We start from the raw sequence: 18,060 nt of genomic DNA, 5'->3' as shown, positions 1-18,060 counted from the left end.
GTGCGCCGTCCTCGCACGTCCTGGGCCGTCCGCTCTCCAACTCGCAGGCGGACGGGGCGAGTTCGCTGCGGCCGAGTGGGCTCGGCGGCATGGACCCGGCATCGGCGAGAGCGCGGCCCCGTTACGCCAGACCCGCTACGCCAGACCCGTGATGCCAGACCCGTTACGCCAGACCCGTGATGCCGGGTCCGGTCATGCCTGGCCCGGCCACACCCGGCCCTGTGACGACCTGGCCCTGGGACACCGTGCCGGGCACCCCTTCGGCCGTGAAGTCCATCGCGCCGCCGCCGGGACCAGCCCCGGGACCAGACCCGGGACCAGAGCCCGTACCCGTGCCCGCGCTCGTGCCCGTGCCCGCGCTCGTCGCCGTACCGGCCGCGCCCGCGAGCGCGGGCACCCCGGCCTCGCCGGACGCCGCCGACGCACCTCCCCCCGCACGCGGCGGGGGCGTGCCCAGCGCGACGGGCAGCGTGAACCAGACGACCTTCCCGGAGCCGTCGTTCTGCGCCCGCATGCCCCAGCTCGCGCTGACGGCTGCGATGAGCGCGAGCCCGCGCCCGTTGGTCGCGGACGGCTCGGCGGAGCGCACCCGTGGCAGACGCGGGTCGTGATCCCGTACGGACACCGTCAGATGGTCCCTGCGGAAGACGATCTCCACGGTGCAGTGCTTGTCGGAGCCGGTGTGCCTGTGGACGTTGGTGAGCAGCTCGGTCACACCGAGCGCGGCCGCGTCGATGAGCGGCTCCAGCCGCCAGTAGCGCAGCTGCGCGGCGACGATCCGGCGCACCTGCCCGATCCGTGAGGGCAGCGCCTGGAACTCGACCGCGCAGTGGGTGCGCGACCTCCCCGTGGTACGGGCGGTCATGGCAGCGGCTCCCCGGCTCGTGCGATCAGGGAGCGGACCGGTACCTGCGCAACCTGCGAGACATATGTGAGGAAAGACACACGCTCAGGATGAAACGGTGCCTGATGTCCCGCAACGCGAGCAGGTACGCGCGACCGGCCGTCGCCCGGCCACCGGCCCTCAGGTGCCGAGCACTCCCCGCTCGGCGGCGGCCTTGGCACGCGCCGTGCGTACCGCGTTCAGCAGGCCCGCACGGCGGCCCAGGCCGAACTGGAGCACATAGCGCGTACCGCCGAGGGTCGCCAGCGCGCTGTCCGGCATGCCGTAGCCGCTGATGCGGACCTTGTCGACCGGAGCGCTGTCGATCTCGCTGCCGTAGCTGGTCATCAGCACCAACTGCCCGTCCCGCACAAGGACATGACCCGCACGTGTGAGTGAACGGAGCATCCGCCGTATTCGGACCCCGCCCGCGTCGTACTCCGGCTCCGCCACGATTGCCTCCCACCAGTCCTCGCGGCCCCGGGTGCCCCCGGGCCGGCCGCCCCATACCCTCTTGGAAGTGTGCCCGCAACCCGCGGGCTCCACCAGAGGGCCCTTTTATGATCGGTCGTGTGAGCACAACCGGACAACCGGCCCAGGAGCCCCCGGGCGGCGCCGTCGCCGGCACCCCCCTTGCCGCCCCGCCGCACGGCACGGCCACCCTCGACGTCGACCGCAGCGATCCGGAATACCGGGCGTGGCTGAAGGAAGCCGTACGCAAGGTGCAGGCCGATAGCAACCGGAGCGCCGACACCCATCTGCTGTCGTTTCCGCTGCCCGAGCAGTGGGGCGTCGACCTGTATCTCAAGGACGAGTCCACGCACCCCACGGGCAGCCTCAAGCACCGCCTCGCCCGCTCGCTGTTCCTCTACGGTCTGTGCAACGGCTGGGTCCGCCCCGGCAAGCCCGTCATCGAGGCGTCCTCCGGTTCCACCGCCGTGAGCGAGGCGTACTTCGCAAAGCTGATCGGGGTGCCCTTCATCGCGGTGATGCCGCGCACGACGAGCCGGGAGAAGACCAGGCTCATCGAGTTCCACGGCGGCCGGTGCCATCTCGTCGACGATCCGCGCACGGTGTACGAGGTCTCGGCCGCACTCGCGGCCGAGTCCGGGGGCCACTACATGGACCAGTTCACCTACGCAGAGCGCGCGACCGACTGGCGCGGCAACAACAACATCGCCGAGTCCGTCTACGAGCAGATGAGGCTCGAACGCTTCCCGGAACCGGCGTGGATCGTGGCCACCGCGGGCACCGGCGGCACCTCCGCGACCATCGCCCGCTACGTGCACTACATGCAGTACGACACCCGCGTATGCGTGCCCGACCCCGAGAACTCCTGTTTCTTCGACGGCTGGCTCAGCGGCGACAACGACGCCTCCAGCGACGGCAGTTCACGCATCGAGGGCATCGGCCGCCCCCGCATGGAGCCCAGCTTCCTGCCGTCGGCCGTGGACCGGATGATGAAGGTCCCCGACGCCGCCGCGGTCGCCGCGGTGCGGGCGCTGGAGCGTGCCACCGGGCGGCGCGCGGGCGGCTCCACCGGGACCGGGCTGTGGAGCGCGATGAAGATCGTCTCCGAGATGTACGCACAGGGGCGTACGGGCAGCGTGGTCACGCTGCTGTGCGACCCGGGCGAGCGCTATCTGGACAAGTACTACTCCGACGACTGGCTCGCCGCGCAGGGCCTGGACATCGAGCCGTACAGCCTGACCCTGAGCACGTTCCTCGCGACGGGCGACTGGACGGGCTGACCGGGCCGACCGGGCTCCCGTCCGGCCCCGGCCTCCGCCCCGGCGGCCTAGGCGCCGTCCGCGGCCCTTCCGTCGGGGGCCGCCTCCTCCGGCCCGCCCGCGACCACCAGCTCCCTGATGTGCTCGCGGATCCGCTCGCGGGCGCCCTGCGGGAGTCCGCCGTCGGTGACGAGCGTGCCGACGTCCTCCAGCGACGCGAACGAACTGAGCCCGACCGTCCCCCACTTGGTGTGGTCCGCGACGACGACCACGCGCCGCGCGGAGCCGACGAAGTGCCGGTTCGTCTCCGCTTCCGCCAGGTTGGGCGTCGAGAGCCCCGCCTCCGTCGATATGCCGTGTACGCCGAGGAAGAGCACGTCGAAGTGGAGCGTGCGGATCGCCGCGTCGGCGACGGGGCCGACCAGCGAGTCCGACGGTGTGCGGACGCCGCCGGTGAGGACGACGGTCGCCGTCCCGGCGTGCGTGCCGTTGCCCGCGCGGCGGCTCGCGGCGTGGAAGACGTCGGCGACCCGCACCGAGTTGGTGACCACCGTGAGGTCCGGCACCTCGGTGAGATGCTGGGCCAGCGCGTAGGTCGTCGTACCGCCCGACAGCGCGATGGCGCTGCCCGGCTTCGCCATCGCGGCCGCGGCACGGGCGATCTCCTCCTTCGCGGACCGCTCCAGCGACGACTTCGCCTCGAAACCCGGTTCGTGAGTGCTGGCGTCCGCGAGGGGCACCGCACCGCCGTGGACCTTCTCCAGGGCGCCCCGGCGGGACAGCACGTCGAGATCGCGGCGCACCGTCATATCGGAGACGAGGAGCTTGCGCGTCAGTTCGTTGACGCGGACACCGCCGCGTTCGCGCAGCTCCTCCAGGATGAGCGCCCGGCGCTGCTCCGCGAGCAGATTCTGGTTGTCGCCCGGCATGTTCACCGTGGCCGCCGTCCTTTCGTCCCGTGCGTATGACCGCGCCGTGCGCGCTTCGGCCCGTACGTCCTCGGCCCGTACTGCTTCGGCCTGCGCCGGCCGCGCAAGCGCGTCGCCGCCTCATTGTCGGTTCATCCTCCCATCCGTAAAGGGTGGCAGCGCACGTCACGATTTCGCGTGGCTTGTGTGTGGACGGGCTGTGCCCGCCGCCCGCGGGCAGGATGCTGGATGGACGGCGGCAACGGCGGCAGAAGCACGCAACACTTCGGGGGAGCGGAGAATTGCAGAAGGCCGAGTACGGCGCGGGGCAGCAGGGAACGGACGGGGCCGAGGCGCTGGAGGTCGCCCGAACGACCCCGGGCGAGTCGGGAGTTGAGCCCCCGCCAGGTCTCAATCTCGAACTCCTCGTGCACGGCGTCGGCGGCACGACACCGCAGGAGATGCTGGGCGATCCGCGCATCGAACGCGTCACCGGCGACGACACCGCCGCCGTCTACCGGCGCACCGAGGACGTCGACGCCGAGGCACGGCCGCAGGACTACACCGACAAGCCGGTCGCCGAGGCGTACTCCTGGTCCAACCTGACCTCCGGCAACGGCGCCCGCGCGCTGTGGCTGATCCTGCTGCCGTTCATGGTCGCCAACCTCGCGCACTGGATGCGTCCCGCCGACCACGGGCCCCGGCTGATGTCGGCCCGCCTGCACGGCGTGCTGGTGCGTCTCGTCGCGCTCAGCCTCACGGTGCTGCTGGTCGCCGCCGCATGCGAGGTCGCCCTGGACCTCGTGGCCTGGCAGTGCGCCGGATCGGCGGGCTGCGCCGCCGAGCACTCGTGGCTGTCGTTCATGGCCCAGGGCCCCTCCGGCGGGGGCGGCTGGTGGAGCCAGCCCGGCCGGAGGCTGGCGCTCGCCGCGGTGGTGCCCGCCGCGCTGACGCTGCTGCTGTGGTGGCTCTCACACCGCACATGGGCGGCGTATGAGTCACAGCCGCCGCTGCGGCGCCCCGTCGACGAGTACGACCGCGAGGCGCGCAATCGCCCGGCGCTGTGCCTGCCGGGCTTCTGGTACGGCAAGCGGCTCGTGGCACGGCTGCGTGCCGCCCACACCGCCGCCGGGTTTCTCACCGTCGCGGCCGCCGTGGCCGCCGCCACCACCCGCTACGACCGCAAGCCCGGCGGCAGCGCGGTGCTCGACGCCGTGGGCTGGGCGACCGAGATCGCGCTCGTGGCGTGTGCGGTGTGGGTGCTCTACGTGGTGTGCCGCCGGGGCCGCAAGGAGCGCGAACCGGACGACGTGGTCGACGAGTTCACGGTGCGCGCGCTGCCAGGCGTCTCCGTCGGCGTGCTGCTGCTGGCCGTCGTGCACGCCGCCTGGTCGCGCCCCGGCTGGGTCTCCCACGGCGGCGAGCTGCCAGGTGACGAGACGTTCGGTGTGCTCGCCGTCGGGCAGGGCGTGCTGGTGGCGGCGATGGGCATGGTGGGCACCGTCCTCCACCGACGGCGGCCCGCGGCCCGTACGGCGCTCAAGGGCCTGGGCTCGGCGTCGGTGGCGATGCTGGCGTGCGCGCTGGGCGGCGTGATGTCCGGCGGTGTGACGCAGCGCGTCGGCGACTGGCTCGACGGTCCCGGCACACCCGGCATGGGCAACGGGCTGATCAAGGGCCCGCCGACGCTGCTGACCTGGCAGTCCTCGGCCGTACCCGTACTGCTGGGGACGCTGCTGGCGCTGACGGCCTGGTTCCTGCTCCAAGTCTCCCGCCGCAGCCGGTCGTTGACGGACGACGTGGAACGCGGCTACCCCGGGGCCCTTCCCGATCCGTCGCGCTCGCGCCGCATCGCCGGCGTCATAGGGCGTGCCGCCCTCACCGACGCCGCGCCGTGGCTGGTGGGCGCCGTCGCCGCGATAACGCTCCTCCTCGGCGGAGCCGTGCTGGTGGGCACATGGCTCACGGGCGAGGTGCCGGGGCGTGCCGCCGACGGACAGCCCGCCGTGGTCGACGGTTTCGCGGACACCGTCCAGGTGCTGGGCTCCTGGCTGGTGGGCCTCGCGTTCGTCCTGTTCATCACATGGGGACGACGTGCCTACCGCGACCCGTCGGCTCGGCGCACCATAGGGATTCTCTGGGACGTCGGCACCTTCTGGCCCCGCGCCGCACACCCCTTCTCCCCGCCCTGCTACGCGGAACGCGCGGTGCCCGATCTGGCCTGGCGGATGGCCACTTGGACCGAGCAGACCCATGGGCGCCTGGTGATCTCCGGGCACTCCCAGGGCAGTGTGCTGGCCGCCGCGGCCGTATGGCACCTCGACCGCCGCACCCGCGGACAGGTCGCGCTGCTGACGTACGGCTCTCCGCTGGAACGCCTCTACGGGCGCTGGTTCCCCGCCTACTTCGGCCCTCGCCAGCTCCACGACCTCCACCGTCAGGTGGACTGCTGGCGCAATCTGTGGCGTCTGACCGATCCCATCGGCGGGCCGGTGCGCATCGACTGCGGCACCGACGTCGACCGGGGACCGCTGATCGACCCCCTCGAATACGGCCGCACCCTCCGACACCCCCTGCCCGCGCCGATTCTGGGGCACGGCGAGTACCAGGCCGACCCCGTCTTCGACGAGGAGCGGGACCGGCTGCTGATCAGGCTGCGCCGCCGCGGCGGGAGCCGGGGACGGGCGGCACTGGGGACGGCACGCCACCGGAGGAGGGCACCGCACGGGACGACTCACCGGGCGCATCCGCGTCCGCGGACGCCGACTTGGAGCTGCGGCCCGGCCCGCGGCCGGTCGTCCCTCCGCAGGCGGCGGGCGAGAGTGCGGGCGGCGAAGAAGGTGCCGCGAACACCGCCGACTCCGGGGACTCCGCGAGGACTTCGGACGCCGCCGACGAGGGCGCGGAGACCTGACGGACCCGAGATCGGTCTTGGCTTGACGCACCCGGTCCGGGCTGGAGGGCCCGAGACCGGTCTGGACTGGACGGCCCGAGACCGGTCCGGGCTAGACGGGCCCCGGCAGGTCGTCCGCGTAGAGGAGGGTGAGGTCCTCGGTGCTCGGCTCGGGAAGCTGCGCCACCCGGCCCGCGTGCCGCTCGACCATGGACTCGAACGTCTGCCGCGCAGTACGGCCGTTGCCGAACGAGGGCCCCTTGGGCAGCTCGGTGAAGTGCTTCAGCAGCGCCTCCGTCGCCTCCTCGCCGAGCTGGTACTCGTGCTCCTCGGCCTGCTGCTCCACGATCCGCAGCAGTTCGCGCGGCGAGTAGTCGCCGAAGGTGATGGTGCGTGAAAAGCGGGACGCCACACCGGGGTTGACGGCGAGGAAGCGCTGCATCTCCGTGGTGTAGCCGGCGGCGATCACCACGACCTCCTCGCGGTGGTCCTCCATGAGCTTCACCAGCGTGTCGATGGCCTCACGTCCGAAGTCGCGCCCGCCGTCCTCGGGGGAGAGGGCGTACGCCTCGTCGATGAAGAGCACACCGCCGCGCGCCCGGTCGAAGGCCTCCTGCGTACGGATCGCCGTCGAGCCGATGTGCTCGCCCACGAGGTCGACGCGGGAGACCTCCACCAGGTGGCCGCGTTCCAGGACCCCCAGGGAATGGAGGATCTCGCCGTACAGTCGCGCCACGGTGGTCTTGCCCGTGCCCGGCGAGCCGGTGAAGACGAGATGCCGCCGCACCGACGCCGCCTTGAGCCCCGCCTGCTGCCTGCGGCGCCCCACCTCGATCATGTCGGTGAGCGCCCGCACCTCGCGCTTCACGCTCTCCAGGCCGACCAGCGCGTCGAGTTCGCCGAGGACCTCCTTGGCGGGACGTGCCGGTTCGGCCGGGGGCTGGGCGCCGCCGTCGCCGTCCGCCGGGGTCTGCTTGGCCTTGGCGGTCTTCTGCGCGGCGGGCGCCTTCGCGGGCAGCAGCGCGCCGGGCGTGCCCTTGCCGTCCGAAGTGCCCTGCCCCGCCTGCGAGTCGGCCGCCGCGTCCTTCGTGACCGCCGAGTCGCCCGGCGCCGCGACGGTGGCGGTGTCGTCGCTGCGGCAGTCCTCGACCACCGGGCCCTTCTCGGCGAACTCGAAGCCGCCGCGGGTGCATCGCTCGGTACGGCAGCGCCGCAGCGTCGTACGGCAGCCGTCGATCACATGGAATCCATAGCCCTGGGACCCGCTCACCCGGCAGCCGTGGAAGGTGCCGCGGCCCTCCGCCGAGACGTAGAAACCGGCCTCGCTGGGGGAGGTGACGGTGCACCTGTCGATCTCCGGGTCGGCTCCCTTGGTGACGATGAAGCCCGTCGCGGCGCCGTCGACCGTGCAGTTGGCGAGGGTGCCCCCGCTGCCGTGGTCACGGAACCAGGCGCCCGTCGCGGCGTCCCTGATGCGGCAGTCGTCCAGCGCCACCGTGGCACCGTCGCTGACCGACACGGCCGTACCGCGGACCTGGGAGAGATCGCTGTCGATGACGTCGGCACGCGAACCGCGGTCGAGGATGAACAGGGCGTCCGGCACCGTGTGCACGCGGCACGAGTCGAGCACGGCGCTCGCCCCGTCGCTGATCCACACCGCCGGATAGTCGCCCGTACTCTCGTGGATCTCGCAGGAGTTGGCGTCGACGCGGGTGCCCGGGTCCCACACCGACAGTCCGTTGCGGCCGAAGCGCCGCACCGTGGACCGGGTCAGCGTCAGCACCGAACGGGAGCGCAGATCGAGGGCGTTCTCGGGTACGTCGTGGATGTCGCAGTCGGCGAGCGTGAGCACGGCGTCGGTGTCCAGGGTGACACCGTCGGCGGAGGTGCGGTGCACACGGCAGTCGGTGAGATGGCCCGTGGCACGCGAGACGACCTGCACGCCGCTGCCCTTGATCTCGTACACCTCGCAGCCGACCGCCTCCGCAGCGCTGCCCTCGCCGTGCAGGGAGAGACCGGCGCCGGTGGCGTGGTGCACGGTGCAGCGCTCCAGCCGCGGATGGGCGCCGTCGCGCACCGATACGCCCGACTGGCCCGCCGAGACGACCTCGCACTCCTCGTAGACGCCGCCCGCGCCCCCGGTGACGGTGACGCCCGTGCCGGCCGGATTGTCGACGGTGCAGCGGCGGACCGTGGGCCGTGCGCCGCCGCGCACCTCGATGCCCGAGGCCGAACGGGCCATCACCCGCAGCCCGTTGAGTTCCGCCGCGCCGTCCTCGACGAGCACGGCGGGCGACGCCGCGTCCTGTGCCTCGATCTGGAGATGCTGTACGACGGCGGAGGACCGCACGGTGAGGGCCACGCCCTCGGTGGGGGCGATGCGTACGGAGCCCGCGGCGGCACGCTCGGGGCCGCGCAGGGTGACGGTGCGCTCCAGCACGAGGTTCTCGCGGTACGTGCCGGGCGAGACGGTGATCACGTCGCCGTCGGTGGCGGCCTCCAGGGCGGCCGAGAGCGAGCCGTAATCTCCTGTGCGGCGCCGCCAGCGCGACGTACCGGCCTGCGTCACCTGCACCGAGCCCTGTGCCATGGACAGACGTGCCCCAACCTCGAAGTTCCTGTGGCGCGTTGATACATGCGCCGAGTCGCACCACCGTAGCGTGCGCCGGGATCGGTCCGGCCACGTGTCCGCACTTCGGGCGCACTACGGACACGCTCCGTACGCTGCTACGCGCGTCCAGCGGGCGGGAGTTGGCACAGGTGTGCGGAACCGCCTGCCGAAGGTGGGCACAAGCGGGCACGGCGGCTGTCAGAGAACGGGTAGGCAGCGGTCGCCTCCGGGCACGGCGGAGACCGCGTCACCGCCCGTTGGGGAAGGCCCAAGTGCCGTGCCCCGCCGTTCAGTTGTTGGAGCCGGTACGTCCCCAGTCGGGGCCGATGCGGGCCCACTCCGCGTCCCACACCGCGTACCGGCGGCGCAGCAACTGCCGCATCGTCAGGCGCCGTCCGGCCTCCATGGCGCCTGCGGCGCCCGCCCCGATGGCCAGTCCGGCGAGAGCGGCGTACGAGGACGCGGTCTGCGGGCTCATCGGACGGGGCATGACCATGCCGTCGTCGTCGGTCCAGATACGGAAGCGCTCTCCGGGCTGGACTCCGTGCCGCGTGGTCACGGTGTTCTTGTGGCTGCTGCCGTCGGGCCCGGCCCAGTGGGCGACCACATGACGGCGGTCGGGCTGCTGCGCGGCCGACTCGGGGTCGCTGTCCAGCGGAGCCCGGTCCTGCACCGACTCCGCCACCGCCCAGACCTGGTGACGGACCCGCTTCTGCTCCTCGACGTTCTTCATGAGCGCCTGATGTGCCGCGGAGGCTCCGAGCCACCCGGCGAGCGGTGCCAAGACCACCACAAGGATCATGGCACCTAGTGCCAGCCATGCTTCACGGCGGTCGCTGCGGCGGCACAGCGGATTGCCGCGCCAGCGCCACAGACCGACGATCGCGCGCATAACTTCTCACCCCCTTCTCCACGTGCGTGAGTACCTCATGGCAGGAGATACATGCGCGGAAGCGGCCCAAAGAGACTCAAATCACCGGAACATGGTCAAGATTCCGGACCCCGTGACCCACCCCCTCGTGGAACTCAGACCTTACTCCCAGCACATGGATCACACGGGGCGGGGTGCCGAAAATGGGCTGCACCCGGTGCCACTTCGACCGGATCGGGACATGGACGGATCTCAACGCGAAGTGGCCGACCAGCTCCACTCGGCGACCTCCGGCAGGTCGGTGCCGTGCTCGCGTACCCAAGAGTGGTGCCGCGTGCGGACGTCCTCCATCGCCTGACGCACACCCGTGGCCCGTACCGACAGCCCGGGGGTGCGGTCGATGACGTCCATGACGAGCCGGTAGCGGTCCATGTCGTTGCGCACCACCATGTCGAACGGCGTCGTCGTCGAGCCCATCTCCTTGTAGCCGCGCACATGGAGCGAGCCGTGCACCGCCCGCCGGTACGTCAGCCGGTGAACCAGCCAGGGATAGCCGTGGTAGGCGAAGATCACCGGCTTGTCGCGGGTGAAGACCGCGTCGAACTCCGCGTCCGGCAGCCCGTGCGGATGCTCCGAGCGCGGCATGAGCCGTGCGATGTCGACCACGTTGACCACACGGACCGCCAGCCCCGGCAGATGCTCACGCAGCAGCGCCGCCGCCGCCAGCGTCTCCTGCGTGGGCACGTCGCCCGCGCACGCGAGCACCACGTCCGGTTCGCCGCCGCGCTCCTCGGTGCCCGCCCACTCCCAGACGCCCAGGCCGCGAGCGCAGTGGCCGCGCGCCTCGTCGAGCGAGAGCCAGTCGAAGCAGGGCTGCTTGCCCGCCACGACCACGTTGACGGTGTCCCTGGTGCGCAGCGCGTGATCCGCCACGCACAGCAGCGTGTTGGCGTCCGGCGGCAGATAGACCCGTACGACCTGCGGGCTCTTGTTCATGATGTGGTCGATGAAGCCCGGGTCCTGGTGGGAGAAACCGTTGTGGTCCTGCCGCCAGGCGTGCGATGTGAGCAGGTAGTTGAGGGAGGCCAGCGGCCTGCGCCACGCCACCTCGCGGGAACTCTGGAGCCACTTCACATGCTGTCCGGCCATGCTGGCCACGATGTGCGCGAACGCCTCGTACGAGGCGAAGAGCCCGTGCCGTCCCGTGAGGACGTAGCCCTCCAGCCAGCCCTGGCACATGTGCTCCGAGAGCACTTCCAGGACCCGGCCGTGGCGGCCGAGATGCTCGTCGGTGTCCAGGATGTGGGCCTGCCAGCCGCGCGGCGTGGCGTCGAACGTGCCGTCGAGATGGTTGGACGCCGTCTCGTCCGGCCCGAAGAGGCGGAAGTCGCGCCGCCGTCGGGTCGCCCGGAACAGCTCGGTCAGCATCTCCCCGAGAACCCGAGTGGGTTCGTGCATGGTCTGGCCGTGTCCGTCGGTCTTCACGGCGTGCGGTTCCAGCTCGGGGAGCGGCAGTTCGCGCAGCAGACGGCCGCCGTTGGCGTGCGGCACCGCGCCGAGCCTGCGTCCGCCCTCGGGGACGCACGCCAGCGCCTGCCCGGTGGGCCTGCCTTCGGCGTCGAAGAGTTCGTCCGGGCGGTACGAGCGCAGCCACTCCTCCAACTGCCGCAGATGTTCCGGGTCTTCGCGTACGCCGGAGAGCGGGACCTGGTGGGAGCGCCAGGTGTTCTCGACGGGCACGCCGTCCACCTGGGCGGGGCCCGTCCAGCCCTTGGGAGTACGCAGCACGAGCAGCGGCCAGCGCGGGCGATGGGCCGGTCCCGGCTCCGCGTACGGGTCCGCTTCCGGGTCCGTCTCCGGGGCCGCTCCGGGCCGGGCCCCTGAGGGGCCGGGCTCCGTGGTACGGGCCCGCGCCTCCCGCTGCGCACGCCGGATGCGCTCCACCGCCACGTCGAACGCCGCGGCCAGCGCACGGTGGGTCTCCTCGTGCGGGGTGTCCGGGCGTGCGGTGACGTGCAGCGGGTCGTAGCCGTATCCCCGCAGCAGGGCGTCCAGTTCGTCCTCCGGAACCCGGGCGAGCAGCGTCGGGTTGGCGATCTTGTAGCCGTTGAGATGGAGCACGGGCAGCACCGCGCCGTCGTGCGCCGGGTCGAGGAACTTGCCGGAGTGCCAGGCCGCCGCCAGCGGCCCCGTCTCGGCCTCGCCGTCGCCGACGACGGCGCACACCAGCAGGCGCGGATTGTCGAAGGCAGCCCCGTAGGCGTGCGCCAGCGAATAGCCCAGCTCGCCGCCCTCCTGGATGGAGCCCGGCACATCGGGTGCCGTATGGCTGGGCAGCCCGCCCGGCTGGGAGAAGTCGCGGAACAGCCCGAGCATGCCCTCCGCGTCACGGCTGCGGCCGGGCTCCAGCTCCCCGTACGTGCCCTCCAGCCACGCGCCCGCGAGCACCGCGGGCGCGCCGTGGCCCGGGCCCCATACGCACATGGCCTCCAGATCGTGCCGGCGTACGGCCCTGTTGAGATGGGTGTAGATCAGTCCGAGCCCCGGGGCCGACCCCCAGTGCCCCAGCAGCCTCGGTTTGATGTGCTCCGCGCGCAGCGGCTCGCGTAGCAGCGGGTTGTCCCGCAGATAGAGCTGGCAGGCGGAGAGGTAGTTCAGCGCACGCCAGTGGGCGTCGAGCTGTGCGGTCTCCGCGTCGGAGAGCGTGGCCGGGAGTTCCATGGCGGCCGGGTACCAGGGAGCGCGCCCGCTGACACCGCCCGATCCCGCCCCGTCCACGCCTGTCGCCTACGGGCCCCGTCTACGGGACCTGACCACGGAACCCGTAGCGCCCATGGTCCCGCCGCCGAAGGGCCCCCCGGCCCCGCCCCGTGCGCGGACTGTTCCCGCCTTGTGCACGGACTCCGGAAATTCCGGGGAAGCCCGGGAAGTGTTCCCGAAGGTGGCGGATTGTGTGGCGGATTGTCCCGGTCCGGTCCACGGCGTTGCCTGGCGCTGTGACGCGCGGCACGATGACGGTGTGCTTAATCCATGGCTGGCGCTGGAGACAGGGGCCGACGCGGCCGAACGGACCGGCCAGGTACGCCGTGCGCACGAGCAGTTCGTGACCCGGGGCGCCATCGGCTCGCACGTTCGGGACGTGGTGGCCGAGTCCTGGCAGCGCTGCGCCGGTGCCTCCGTCGAGCCGGAGAGCGTGGCCGGGATCGACCTCGCCGACGCCGATCTCGACGCCTACCGTTCCTCGCACCCCCTGGCCCGCGTCATGCCGCTCTTCCGGGAGTTGCTCGGCACGATCGCCGACGACGGAGCCCATCTGCTGTCGGTGTGCGACGAGAACGGCCGCATGCTGTGGGTCGAGGGCCACTCCCAAGTCCAGCGCCACGCAGAGCGGATGAACTTCGTCCCCGGGGCCCGCTGGTCCGAGCGCTACATCGGCACCAACGCCCCGGGCACCGCACTCGCCGTCGACCACGCGGTGCAGATCTTCACCGCCGAGCACTACTGCCGCCCCGTGCAGGCATGGACGTGCGCCGCCGCACCCGTGCACGACCCGCGCACCCACCGCCTCATCGGCGCCGTCGACATCACCGGCGGCGACCATCTCGCGGCCCCGCAGAGCCTGGCCCTCGTACAGGCGACGGCACGCGCCGCGGAGGCGTACCTCGCCGAACTGCACGCCGCCGACGGCACATCCGCGGGCACACCCGTACTCAACGCCCTCGGCTGCGACGAGGCGCTGCTCGACACCGGAGGCGGCGCCCCCCTGCGGCTCGGCCGCCGCCACAGCGAGATCGCGGTGCTGCTCGCCGCGCACCCCGAGGGCCTCACCGGCGAACGGCTCGCCCTGGAGCTGTACGGCGAGCGGTCGGTCACGCCCGTCACGCTGCGCGCCGAACTCTCCCGGCTGCGCGGCCTGTTGGGCCCCCTGCTCGAATCGCGCCCGTACCGGCTGCGCACCGTCCCGCACACCGACCACGACGCCGTCGGCGAGGCGCTGGCCGCGGGCGACCTCCCCGGAGCGCTGGCGGCGTACCGCGGTCCGCTGCTGCCCCTTTCCGAGGCGCCCGGCGTCGTACGGATGCGCAGGCTGCTGGAGGACCGGCTGCGCCGCGCCCTGCTGGCCTCCCGCGAACCGGCGCTGCTGGAGGAGTGGGTGCGCACGCCCTGGGGCGAGGACGACCTGGAGGTCTGGGAGGTGCTGCTCTCGCGCCGTCCCGGCGGCACCGCGGGTGCGACCGCCCTCGCCGGGCGGGTGCGCGAACTGCGGCGCGCCTACGGCCTGGAGACGCCCGCGGAGCACTGACACCGCCGGCGCTGCGAGCCGCTCCCGTGAAGGGACGGACCCTGGCGATACGCAGGGACCGCCCGGCGTGAGCCCCGGGAATACGCAGCGGACAGGAAGCGGCACGCAACGTATCGGCAACGTTCCCGTCCCTAGTCTCTGCCGCAGAACGAGCCCGCCGTCAGCGAGGCGGGTCACCCGTACAAAGGGGGAGGCAGAGATGAGCCGCTACGCCGCGCCCGGGTCCGACGGGGCCGTCATGAACTACCAGTCGCGCTACGACCACTGGATCGGCGGCGCCTACGCCGCCCCCGCGAAGGGCGGCTACTTCGAGAACCCCACCCCGGTCACCGGGCAGTCCTTCACCGAGATCGCCCGCGGCACGGCCGACGACGTCGAGCGCGCCCTCGACGCGGCACACGCCGCCGCCCCCGCGTGGGCACGCAGGCCCGCCGCCGAACGTGCCGCCGTGCTCAACGCGATCGCGCAGCGCATGGAGGACCATCTCGAAGAACTCGCGGTCGCCGAGAGCTGGGAGAACGGCAAGCCGATCCGGGAGGCGCTGGCCGCCGACATTCCCCTCGCCGTCGACCACTTCCGCTACTTCGCCGGCGCCATACGCGCGCAGGAGGGGTCGCTGTCGGAGATCGACGAGGACACCGTCGCCTACCACTTCCACGAACCGCTCGGCGTCGTCGCGCAGATCATCCCGTGGAACTTCCCGATCCTGATGGCCGCCTGGAAGCTGGCGCCCGCGCTCGCGGCAGGCAACGCGGTGGTCCTCAAACCGGCCGAACAGACCCCCGCCTCCATCCACTTCTGGATGAGCCTGGTCGCCGACCTGCTGCCGCCCGGCGTCGTCAACATCGTCAACGGCTTCGGGGCGGAGGCGGGCAGGCCGCTGGCCTCCAGCGCCCGCGTGGCCAAGGTGGCGTTCACCGGCGAGACCACCACGGGCCGCCTGATCATGCAGTACGCCTCCGACAACCTGAAGCCCGTCACCCTCGAACTCGGCGGCAAGAGCCCCAACATCTTCTTCGACGACGTCTCCACCGCCGACGACGACTTCTACGACAAGGCGATGGAAGGCTTCACGATGTTCGCCCTCAACCAGGGCGAGGTCTGCACGTGCCCGTCGCGCGCCCTCATCCAGCGCGGCCACTACCGGGACTTCCTGGACGCGGGCGTCGCCCGTACCGAGAAGATCGTCCAGGGGCACCCGCTGGACACCGACACCATGGTGGGCGCTCAGGCGTCCAACGACCAGTTGGAGAAGATCCTCTCCTACCTCGACATCGGCAAGCAGGAAGGCGCCAGGGCACTGACCGGCGGCACGCGCGCCGAGCTGGGCGGGGAGCTGGAGGGCGGCTTCTATGTGCGGCCCACCGTCCTCGAAGGCGACAACAGCATGCGCGTCTTCCAGGAGGAGATCTTCGGCCCGGTCGTCGCGGTCACCGGCTTCACCGACTTCGACGACGCCATGTCCACGGCCAACGACACCCTCTACGGCCTCGGCGCGGGCGTATGGACCCGGGACGGCAACACCGCCTACCGCGCGGGACGCACCATTCAGGCGGGCCGGGTGTGGACGAACTGCTACCACGCCTACCCGGCGCACGCGGCCTTCGGCGGGTACAAGCAGTCCGGCATCGGACGGGAGAACCACCGGATGATGCTCGACCACTACCAGCAGACCAAGAACCTGCTGGTGAGCTACTCGCCGAAGAAGCTCGGACTGTTCTGATGGACGCGGCACCACAGCAGACCTCGAAGCCTTCCGAGGCCACGGACGCGCCGGAGCGCGTCGCACTCACCGCCGAGGCCGAGGCGGTGGTCCGGCGGCTGACGGAGCAGCACGGCCCGCTGATGTTCCACCAGTCCGGCGGCTGCTGCGACGGCAGTTCACCGATGTGCTATCAGCTCGGGGAGCTGCGCACCGGCGACTCCGACGTACTGCTCGGACGGCTGGAGGTGGACGGCGTGGACGAGCCGGTGCCGTTCTGGATGTCGGCCAGCCAGTTCGCGTACTGGAGCCACACCCATCTCACGGTGGACGTGGTGCCGGGACGCGGCAGCGGATTCTCGCTTGAGGCCCCGGAAGGCGTCCGTTTCCTGATCCGTTCACGGCTGATGGACGACGGCGGCTGACCGGCCGCCGTAGGGGGGCGCTCGCCGAGGCACCTCCTGGACGCCCCAGGGGCCCGCACCCGGGCGTCGCCTAGGCGAGCACCTCCACCGAGTCGCCGTTGCGCACCCTGCCCGTTTGCTCCGGGACCAGGTTCTGACCGAAGACGAGCCGGTCACCGAAGCGACGGTGGCGGGCCAGGGTGCGCAACGGCTCCTTACCGCGCAGGCCGCTCGCCTGGTCGGTGGTGGTCACCACGCACCGGCCGCACGGCTTCGCCACACGGAAGACCACGTCGCCGATGCGGAGCCGCCGCCATCCGTCCTCGGCCCACGGGTCGCTTCCCGCGACCACCAGGTTCGGCCTGAAGCGGTCCATCGGAAGCGGGCCCTCGCCGGCGTGATCGCCTTGCGCGATGAGCGAGTTGAGCGCGTCCAGTGAGGAGACCGCCGTGGCCAGCAGGGGAAAACCGTCCGCGAGTGAGACCGTCTCCCCGTCGAAGGCGAAGCCGGGGTCGATACGCCGCCGACGCTCAGGCGCGTCCAGATGCACGAGGCGCACCCGCGTGCCGAGATACGCCGAGAACCACTCGCTCGACTCCGCGTCCGCCGGGGCCACTTCGAGCTTCTTCCCGAACAGCCGCACCGGCACCGTGGCCATGCTCTTCGGCGGTACCGGGACCTCCAGCGGCTCCCTCCCCGGAGCCGTCACCCGCACTCCCCGGCTCCCCGCGCCTCCGTCCAGGCAGCCCTCGGGCAGCGGCTCCGCACGCGCCAGCGCGAGGCGTGGATGCTCGCGCTGAGTGAGCTGGTCGCCGTCGGGGGTCGTCAGCATCCAGCGTCTGTCCGCGGCCGGGCCCCACGGCTCGACCGTCAACTCCCCACAGGCGATCCCCGCCAGCGACTTCACCGGATAGAGATGGAGCGAGGCCAGCGTCGCGGACGTCATACCGCCATCCTGCCACCGGACCGGGCGGCGGGACGGCCCGAGGTCAGTAGCCCCGGCCCGGGTACTGGTGGCCGCCGTACGGGTCGTCGTACTGGTTCGGCATCTGCCGGGGCGCCGCCGGACGCGGTGCGGCCGGTCGGGGCGCCGCGGGACGCGGCGGAGCCACCGGCCTCATCTGCGGCTGCTGCTGGGGCTGTTGGGGCTGTGGCTGCTGACGCGGATCGGGGAACCCCCGCTGCGGCGGCCCCTGCTGAGGAATGTGCGGCGGCGGCGTCTGCTGAAGCGGAGCCGACTGGAGGGGCGCGGGCTGCGCCATGCCGGGCGGCGGGGGCTGATTGCCCATCGTGCCCGGGTAGCCCTGCGGAGGAGCGGGCTGCTGGTGGCTCGGTCCTGCGGGCAGCGCCGGAAGAGCGGGTGGCAGTGCGGCGAGCGAAGGCAGGGGTTCATACGCCGACGGGACCCGGATGGGAGCGATCTGCGGTGTGCCACGCTCGTTGACGAGCATGTCGTAGATCGGTGTGTCGGGGTAGGAAGGGCCAGCGTAGTAGCCGCCAGGGGAGTAGCGGGGGGAGGTCATGCCCATAAGGTAAGCCCAAATTGTGGCCGTTGGGGACCCCGGTCAAGGAGCGGTTTCTCGTGCTTGCCGTGACTCCCCATCACCAATCACAGCGAACCAGGGAAAATCGGTCGCGCGGTCGTGTCGAGATGTTGTAACGGGACGCGTCAGACACAGGCACTTCGCAGGCGGCGCCCGGCTCGTGGCGGCGCCTGACTGCCCGGACCGGAGCACGGACGGCGATGCGGCGGGA

11 protein-coding genes and 2 pseudogenes are annotated in these 18,060 nt (G+C 72.0%); 5 read left to right on the top strand and 8 right to left on the bottom strand.

The genetic code is table 11. The features are described 5' to 3' along the window. Positions 1–421: 421 nt before the first annotated feature. Both MMA15_RS01110 and MMA15_RS01105 read right to left on the bottom strand, forming a co-directional pair. Positions 422–865, bottom strand: a pseudogene (locus MMA15_RS01110) (ATP-binding protein); the annotation flags it as partial. Positions 866–1,024: 159 nt separating this feature from the next. Continuing rightward, positions 1,025–1,336, bottom strand: a complete 312-nt coding sequence (locus MMA15_RS01105; RefSeq protein ID WP_241057059.1) for a hypothetical protein — start codon at positions 1,334–1,336, stop codon at positions 1,025–1,027. Positions 1,337–1,584: 248 nt separating this feature from the next. On the opposite strand from MMA15_RS01105, the gene MMA15_RS01100 reads away from it, so the two are divergent. Continuing rightward, positions 1,585–2,634: a PLP-dependent cysteine synthase family protein gene (locus MMA15_RS01100; protein ID WP_241062906.1), complete on the top strand. Its 1,050-nt coding sequence runs from the start codon at positions 1,585–1,587 to the stop codon at positions 2,632–2,634. 47 nt (positions 2,635–2,681) lie between these two features. Here the strand turns inward: MMA15_RS01100 and MMA15_RS01095 are convergent, their stop codons facing one another. Next, the gene (locus MMA15_RS01095) at positions 2,682–3,542 is read right to left on the bottom strand and encodes a DeoR/GlpR family DNA-binding transcription regulator (protein ID WP_241062905.1); all 861 of its coding nucleotides are present in this window, start codon (positions 3,540–3,542) and stop codon (positions 2,682–2,684) included. A gap of 281 nt (positions 3,543–3,823) precedes the next feature. On the opposite strand from MMA15_RS01095, the pseudogene MMA15_RS01090 reads away from it, so the two are divergent. Next, positions 3,824–6,223 (top strand): annotated as a pseudogene (locus MMA15_RS01090) (hypothetical protein); the annotation flags it as partial. Between the two features lie 303 nt (positions 6,224–6,526). Here the strand turns inward: MMA15_RS01090 and MMA15_RS01085 are convergent. The 3 genes from MMA15_RS01085 to MMA15_RS01075 form a co-directional block, all read right to left on the bottom strand. Further along, positions 6,527–9,004: a right-handed parallel beta-helix repeat-containing protein gene (locus tag MMA15_RS01085; RefSeq protein ID WP_241057058.1), complete on the bottom strand. Its 2,478-nt coding sequence runs from the start codon at positions 9,002–9,004 to the stop codon at positions 6,527–6,529. A 310-nt stretch (positions 9,005–9,314) separates the two neighbouring features. After that, complete coding sequence (locus tag MMA15_RS01080; RefSeq protein ID WP_241057057.1) at positions 9,315–9,917, bottom strand: Rv1733c family protein; 603 nt, start codon at positions 9,915–9,917, stop codon at positions 9,315–9,317. A 231-nt stretch (positions 9,918–10,148) separates the two neighbouring features. Then, on the bottom strand, positions 10,149–12,617 hold the full coding sequence (locus tag MMA15_RS01075; protein ID WP_241057056.1) for a phosphoketolase family protein: 2,469 nt from the start codon (positions 12,615–12,617) through the stop codon (positions 10,149–10,151). A gap of 298 nt (positions 12,618–12,915) precedes the next feature. On the opposite strand from MMA15_RS01075, the gene MMA15_RS01070 reads away from it, so the two are divergent. The 3 genes from MMA15_RS01070 to MMA15_RS01060 all read left to right on the top strand — a co-directional run bounded on the left by MMA15_RS01070 (position 12,916) and on the right by MMA15_RS01060 (position 16,326). Beyond that, positions 12,916–14,199, top strand: a complete 1,284-nt coding sequence (locus MMA15_RS01070; protein WP_241057055.1) for a sigma-54-dependent transcriptional regulator family protein — start codon at positions 12,916–12,918, stop codon at positions 14,197–14,199. 199 nt (positions 14,200–14,398) lie between these two features. Next, on the top strand, positions 14,399–15,922 hold the full coding sequence (gene exaC / locus MMA15_RS01065) for an acetaldehyde dehydrogenase ExaC (RefSeq protein ID WP_241057054.1): 1,524 nt from the start codon (positions 14,399–14,401) through the stop codon (positions 15,920–15,922). Next, positions 15,922–16,326, top strand: a complete 405-nt coding sequence (locus MMA15_RS01060; protein ID WP_241057053.1) for a DUF779 domain-containing protein — start codon at positions 15,922–15,924, stop codon at positions 16,324–16,326. Before exaC ends, MMA15_RS01060 begins: the two co-directional genes overlap by 1 nt. A 70-nt stretch (positions 16,327–16,396) precedes the next feature. Here MMA15_RS01060 and MMA15_RS01055 read toward each other — a convergent pair whose 3' ends face one another. Beyond that, entirely contained in the window at positions 16,397–17,251 is an 855-nt protein-coding gene (locus MMA15_RS01055) for an MOSC domain-containing protein (RefSeq protein ID WP_241057052.1), read from the bottom strand. 43 nt (positions 17,252–17,294) lie between these two features. Beyond that, positions 17,295–17,828, bottom strand: coding sequence for a DUF6643 family protein (locus tag MMA15_RS01050; protein WP_241057051.1), 534 nt, complete (start codon positions 17,826–17,828; stop codon positions 17,295–17,297). Positions 17,829–18,060: the final 232 nt, after the last annotated feature.

The organism is Streptomyces marispadix (genome assembly GCF_022524345.1).
GTDB lineage: Bacteria > Actinomycetota > Actinomycetes > Streptomycetales > Streptomycetaceae > Streptomyces > Streptomyces marispadix.
The sequence above is the reverse complement of the archived record's forward strand: the minus strand, read 5'-3'. Positions and strand labels throughout refer to the sequence as shown.